The following is a 6,621-nucleotide window of genomic DNA, read 5'->3' as shown; positions in this document are numbered from 1 at the left end:
TCGACGGCGACAAAAGTGTGGGAGCGCTTGTGGACATCAGCACCGATGACGATCATGGAGCTTGCCTTCCTGTCACAGGGTGGGCGGACAGTCGGGCCGGTCGGTGGACATACTTCAGTGGAGGGGCGCTGCCACGCTCCTATCAAGTCACGCCGGCCGGTCCGTCACACCAGATGCCGGCACGATGAGGCAACACCAACCCCGAAGGGGTGGCAGGGAGCAGGAGAGCCAAACACCCGGTGGACGAAACCCAATCACCACTGACGTGGCTCCACAACCCTGACACTGAAGGGAGCAGGATCAGATCGCTTCGCTCGCACCTCAGGGAGCAGGATCAGATCGCTTCGCTCGCACCTCAGGGAGCAGGATCAGATCGCTCGGCCACAACACGCTCGGGGTGCCCAGCGATCAGAATCGCTCGGCCACAACATGTTCGGCCTGCCTAGCGATCAGATCCGAAGAGGTCCACCAGCGGCGCGGGCCGGCCGAAGAGGTAACCCTGGGCGTAGTCGAATCCGAACTCCTCCAGTATCGGGAGCACCTTCTCGGATTCGATGCCCTCGGCCACCATCGTCACGCCGGTGGCCGCGGCCATCTCGCCGATCGCGCGGACGACGGCGCGGTCCGGGGAGCTGTCGGCGAGCTGCGTGATCAGCGTCCGGTCGACCTTGAGGACGTCGACCGGGAGATCGCGGACGTAGCGGAGTGCCGAGAACCCGGCGCCGAGATCGTCGATGCAGATCGTGCAGCCGAGATCGTGGAGCGCGTCGATCGCCCGGGAGGCCGACGTGTCGACCCGGATCGCCTGATCCTCCCGCACCTCGACCCACACCCTCGAGGGCTCCACCCCGTGCCCGTCGATCAGGCCGTGCACGTAGGAGACGAGTCCGTCGTCCCACAGCTGTTGCCCGGACAGGTTCAGCGAGACGAACGTGCCCGGCCCGACGTTCTCGGTGATCGGCCCGGACAGGTCCCGGATCGCCTCGCCGATGGCGTGCCGCCCGATGGGGGCCAGCAGCGAGATCCCCTCGGCCACCGAGAGAAACGCGTCGGGAGCCAGGACGCCGGACTCGGTGTGCCACCGGAGCAGCGACTCGTAGCCGACGACGCGCCGATCGGACACCGCGACGATCGGCTGGTAGAAGACGGAGAAGTCGCGCTCGACCGACCTGGTGAGCCAGCCGGCGAGATCGACCTCGGCCCGGATGTGACGCTGCATGGTGGGAGACGCGAACGCGACGGCCCGCCGGCTGCTGAGCGCGATGCACAGCGCGGCGTCCGCGTGGCGGACCAGGTCGTCCTCGGAACTCGCCGCGAGCTGCTCGTCGCCGACGGCGACGCCCATGCACACGTCGAGGAACCAGCTGCGATCACCGTCGCTCACGGTGTGGGCGCCGAGTTTGGTGCGGGCGGCCTCGATCAGCGCGTTGCGCCCGAGTTCGTCGTCCCCGGCGCCGGTCCACGGGAGGTAGATGAGCCAGTAGAAGTCCGACCGCCGATGGAATCGAGCCTGCGGGCTGATGGGCATCAGCACCTGCTCGATGAATCGCTCGGAGGCCGCGGCCGACGCCTCGTAGCCGTAGGCCACCACGGCCCGGTGGTACGGGTCGACCGACACCGCGATCACCGAGGTGCCGATCGTCAACACGACGTCATTCGCTGAGTCCGATCCCCCCGGGCGGCGCCTGGGCGCCGCAGTTCTCTACCGCGGAGATACTACTCAGCCGACCTGCCCCCGGGAAGAAGACGGCCCGGCACCGATCTGCGGACCGCCCGACCGATATGACCGTTCTCACATTCCTCGCCGACACGGGTCGTCGAATCCGACGACAAAAGTGGCCCGGCGGGGCCGACGAGACTTGACACATTGCTTTGTAATCAGAAGTTCAAGAAAGCCGAGACCGGCCCGAGCGCCGATTTGCGACTCATTTCGGCAACTCTGCTAACGATTCCGGGGGAAGGTCCAAAACTGCTGGTAAGGTACTTTCATTGCCTATGCATAGGACACCGCGGTGCGATTTCCGCCAAGGGATTCTCAGTTGCATTTAAGCGAAGTTCGGCGAACAAGCGGTTGACACCACAGCCGCCGACGGAAAGCGGTCGTGGTTGATGGCGTTGATCAGAAGGGTGCTCCGTCGCTACGACGCCCGATCGATGGCGACACTGATCAGCACCGGTGGTGTCATCCCGCTACCGGTCATCAGCGTGCTCGCGCCCGAGACCCTCTACCCGGGCGGGATGCCGATCCTGCTGACCATCTGGTCGTTCATCGCCGTGGTCTTCGCGGTCACGGCCATCCGTGCCCGGCTGACCGACCTCGAGTTCGCGTTCCTCGGCGGGCTGGGCATCGTCGGGATCTGCGGCACGTCGATGATCCTCGCCTCGCCACGGTCGTCGACGCTGGTCCTCGCCATCGTCGCGGTCATCCCGGCGATCGGCGCGATCTCCGCGACGACCCGGCTCATCCTGTCCCATCTGGCGCTGGCGATCGTCTGCGCGGCAGTCGTCCTCGCGGTCACCACCCCGTCACTGCCCGCGTATCTCATCAGCTTCGGCGCGATGCTCGGGCTGATCGTGGTGCCGGTGTTCCTCGTCGTCGCGCTGCGTAAGTCGATGGAAGCCGTGCTCGACCAGCAGACACGCCTGGTCGGGATCGATCCACTGACCGGACTGCTCAACCGGCGCGGCTTCCTGATCCGCGCCTCCCAGCTCCTCTCGGCCGCACGCTCGTCCACCGGGTGGATCGGCATCCTGTTGCTCGACGTCGACCACTTCAAGCGGATCAACGACCAGTACGGTCACCTCGCCGGCGACGGCGTACTGCTGGCGGCGTCGGCCGCGATCCGTGAGCACGCCCCGGTCGGTTCGGAGGTGTGCCGTTACGGCGGCGAGGAGTTCCTCATGTTCCACGTCGTCCACGACGCGGACGAGCTCTGGCTCAGTGCCGAACGCCTGCGGGCCGCGGTGGCGGCCGCCGCACCGGTCACGATCAGCGTCGGCGGTGTCTGCGCGCCGCTGCGCGTCGCGGGCGACAATCTGGTCTCCGGCCGGTTCGAGACCGCCTACTCCACCGATGACGTGATCGGCAACCTCCTGGGGCAGGCCGACGATTGCGTGTACCAGGCCAAGGAGAACGGCCGGGACACCACCGTCATCAAGTCCATCGACGCGGTGATCTGGAACGACGGCGCACCGAGCGCGCATGCCGCCGACGCCGAGCGGACGGTGTCACCGCCGTCGGCGAGCCTGTACGAGGTCTTCTATCGGCGGCCGGCCGACTTCGTGGACATCGACAGCCGCACCAGCGGACGTTGAGTCGTCACCGCCTGGAGCGCATCGGCCTCCCGCCGCATCCGACGCCAGGTCTCCGGACTGGTGAGGCCGCTCAGCCGGGCACGATCCCACCACATGAGCCGGGTGCGGTAGCGATCGTCCGGGAACGGGGTCGACGGCACCGACTCGTCGACGCGTCCGCCGCCGGACTGCCAGCGGCGCAGGACGTGGTCGGCCGCCGTGGCCATCATGGCGTCGACCCCGGACAGCTCCATGATCACCAGCCCCAGACGCGACAGCTGCCCGGCAACCGAACCCGCGATCGGCGAACGCTCGTCCACCCAGGCCGTCTTCACCTCGACGATGCCGCCGTGCAGACGCTCCTCGATGGCGTTCACGAGCTGCACCTGACCGGGCTGACCGGCCCATTCGACCAGCGCATGGGACTGAGCGGCCGCATCGAACCGGGGCTGGACCCGCAGTCCGCCGACGACCTTGCCCTCGACGTCGAGCACCGCGAAGAACATCGCCGTGCCCTCGCCGCCGGCGACCTCGTCGTACTCGAGCGCGGCCGCGCACCCGTGGCGGTGGTAGGACGCGTCCGCGCCGGACAGGTACTCGTGCCACAGTTCGGGTTCGGACCGCGGGCTGGCCACGACCACCGAGTACTCCGTCCCGGTTTCGGGCGCGACCGATCGCAGCATGCCGGTGCGAACCAGATCATTGGTGGCTGTCGTCTTATTCATCGCAGTATTGCCTTCCGGTAATTAGGAAATTTAGAGACGAGATCTCCCCCGACCCCGCGTGTAATGCTGCCACAGGGGCGCATTTATGCACTCCCACAAGCGCACTTCTTTTGCCCGAACCACTGCATTGACGGTTGGCGTCGTGCAATCCCGTGCGACACCATGGACGTATGCACACGCCGCCGGACGCCGCCGCCACCGTCTACTCACCGGAGGAACTACCCGCCGAGTTGACCGCGGAACCCTCCCTGATTGTGTCCGACATCACCGAGAGCACGAGCCGCGCACTCGACGAACTCCGCCCGCCCGCGGAGCCGGCGCTGCGGACCGAGAGCCCGCGTTTCGCGCACTTCCCCTGGCGTAACGCCCTCGTCAAGATCCCCGGTCCGCGCACGTTCCGACGGCTCCGGCTCGACCGCAACCGGCACAAGCTGACCCCGGCGCAGCAGGCCGCCGCCGGAGACCTGCGCATCGGCGTCGTCGGTCTGAGTGTGGGGCATGCGATATCGCTCACGCTCGCACTCGAAGGACTGGCCGGCGAATTGCGACTGGCCGATTTCGACGAACTCGAACTGACCAATATGAATCGAATTCCGGCAACGCTCATGGATATTCACGACAACAAGGCCGTGATCGCCGCGCGACGCATTTCCGAGATCGATCCGTATCTCACCACCGTCGTGTATTCGGAGGGAATAACAACCGAGAACATCGATCAATTCCTCCACGGACTCGATCTCGTCGTCGAGGAATGTGATTCCTTCGATGTGAAGGTTCTCGTCCGGCAGAAGTGTCGGTCACGCGGAATTCCGGTCCTGATGGAAACCAGTGACGGCGGAACCCTGGATGTCGAGCGGTTCGACCTCGAACCGGATCGGCCGCTTTTCCACGGTCTGGCGGGCGATCTACAGATCGAGGATCTCGTCGGCCTCGACCGCGCATCCCTGACCCCACTGGCCGTCCGGGTGCTCGAGCCGACCAAGGTGACCGCGCCGATGGCGGCGTCGGCCATCGAACTCGGCCACACGGTCACCGCCTGGCCGCAACTCGGCGGCGATGTGCTGCTGGGCGGCGCGACGGTGGCGGCGGCAGTCCGTCGCCTCGTCCAGGGCAAGTCCCTGCGTTCGGGACGCGTCCGCTTCGATCGTGACTCCTGGCTCGACGGCCTCGAGGACCCGATCGGCACGACCGTCGCCGACCGCGGCCCACACGGGTCGGCCGGCGCCGAACCGGTCCCGCCGCAGGAGGAGACGCCCGTGGAGGCGATGAGCGACCGCGAACTCGTCGTGCACGCGGCGAGGCGCGCGCCGTCCGCGGGCAACCAGCAGCCGTGGGAGATCACCTCCGACGACGACACCGTCACCATCACCCTCGACCCCACGCGTACCTCGACCCTCGATGTCGGGCACCGGGCGTCGGCGGTGGCGGTCGGGGCGGCCCTGTACAACGCCCGCGTCGCGGCGACGGCGCGCGGAGTGCTCGACGACATCGAGATCGTCGACGACGCCGGCACCCTAGCCGGGCGGGCCCGGCTGAAGGGCCTCGGGACCGGTTCCCCGTCGCCGGACGCGGAAGCGGAACTGACCGCGATACTCACCCGCGGGACCCGACGCGGGGTCGGAGACGGGTCACCGCCGTCGGCGGTCGACCTCGGCCGGCTGCACGACGCCGCCACGAGTGACCGGACGCGTCTGGTGGCCCTCACCGACCGCACGGACATCGATCGCTATGCCTCGATCATCTCCCGGTCGGACCGCGCCCGGTTCCTGACGCCCGAACTGCATCGCGAGATGTTCCAGGAGCTCACCACCGACCCGGCGGCCGCCGAAGGCATCGACGTCGCCTCCCTCGATCTGCCACCCGCGATGTCGGGCATGCTCGACGTGCTGCGCCGCGCGGATGTGATGGCACTGCTCGACGAGTGGGGCGGCGGCACCGCGCTCGGCGCCGACGCGGGTGCCCGGGTCGCGTCGTCGTCGGCCGTTCTGGTCGTGGTCCAGCGGGGCACGGCACCGGTGGACTATCTGCGCGGCGGGATCGTCGCGGAGCAGCTGTGGGTGGCCGCCGAGCGGCTCGGTTACGCGGTCCACCCCATGACGCCGACGTTTCTGTACGCCGGCGACGACGAGACCGCGCGCACGCTGTCGAGCAACCACGGCGACGAACTGGCCGCGCTGCGCCGCGAGATGCTCGACACGTGGCCGCTCGGCGCCGACGAGGCGCCGACCATCGTGATGAGGCTCTCGCGCGCGCACTCGCCGGTGGAGGTCAGCCGGCGGCTGCCGGTGCGCGGGACAGCTAGGTGTACTGACCACGGACGTTAGGTACGGCCTACGGCGTGGCGTGGTGACATGAAGAAGACCTCCGAGTGGAGTGCGAGCTGTCTAAGGAACGCTCCCCATCCTCGGAGGTCTTCGTGTCCCACCGTAATGCCCCATTGTCAGAAACCGGGCGTCTGCGTCTGGCCCGCTGCATCGTTGAGGACGGTTGGTCGCTGCGCCGTGCCGCTGAACGATTCCAAGTCGCGGTGACCACCGCCCAGCGATGGGCTCGGCGTTACCGCGAGCAGGGACCGACGGGCATGGCCGACCGCAGCTCACGA

At 67.7% G+C, this 6,621-nt stretch carries 5 protein-coding genes; 3 read left to right on the top strand and 2 right to left on the bottom strand.

The window, feature by feature from the left end:
• Positions 1–442: 442 nt before the first annotated feature.
• A complete protein-coding gene (locus CA982_RS26020) occupies positions 443–1,648 on the bottom strand; it encodes an EAL domain-containing protein (protein WP_086537943.1) in 1,206 nt (401 codons plus the stop codon).
• A gap of 461 nt (positions 1,649–2,109) precedes the next feature.
• On the opposite strand from CA982_RS26020, the gene CA982_RS26015 reads away from it, so the two are divergent.
• Complete coding sequence (locus tag CA982_RS26015; protein ID WP_244176511.1) at positions 2,110–3,315, top strand: GGDEF domain-containing protein; 1,206 nt, start codon at positions 2,110–2,112, stop codon at positions 3,313–3,315.
• On the opposite strand, the gene CA982_RS26010 is transcribed toward CA982_RS26015, so the two are convergent.
• Positions 3,261–4,019, bottom strand: coding sequence for a hypothetical protein (locus tag CA982_RS26010; RefSeq protein ID WP_144066134.1), 759 nt, complete (start codon positions 4,017–4,019; stop codon positions 3,261–3,263). The genes CA982_RS26015 and CA982_RS26010 overlap by 55 nt on opposite strands.
• 170 nt (positions 4,020–4,189) lie before the next feature.
• Between CA982_RS26010 and CA982_RS26005 the strand changes: the two genes are divergently transcribed.
• The gene (locus CA982_RS26005) at positions 4,190–6,343 is read left to right on the top strand and encodes an Rv1355c family protein (RefSeq protein ID WP_086537940.1); all 2,154 of its coding nucleotides are present in this window, start codon (positions 4,190–4,192) and stop codon (positions 6,341–6,343) included.
• Between the two features lie 92 nt (positions 6,344–6,435).
• Positions 6,436–6,621, top strand: a 186-nt coding sequence (locus CA982_RS26000; RefSeq protein ID WP_144066047.1) for a helix-turn-helix domain-containing protein, incomplete at its 3' end; no start/stop codon positions are given.

It is taken from the genome of Gordonia lacunae (assembly GCF_002149015.1).
GTDB classification, from domain to species: Bacteria; Actinomycetota; Actinomycetes; order Mycobacteriales; family Mycobacteriaceae; genus Gordonia; species Gordonia lacunae.
This window is presented reverse-complemented; position numbering and strand designations above follow the sequence as displayed.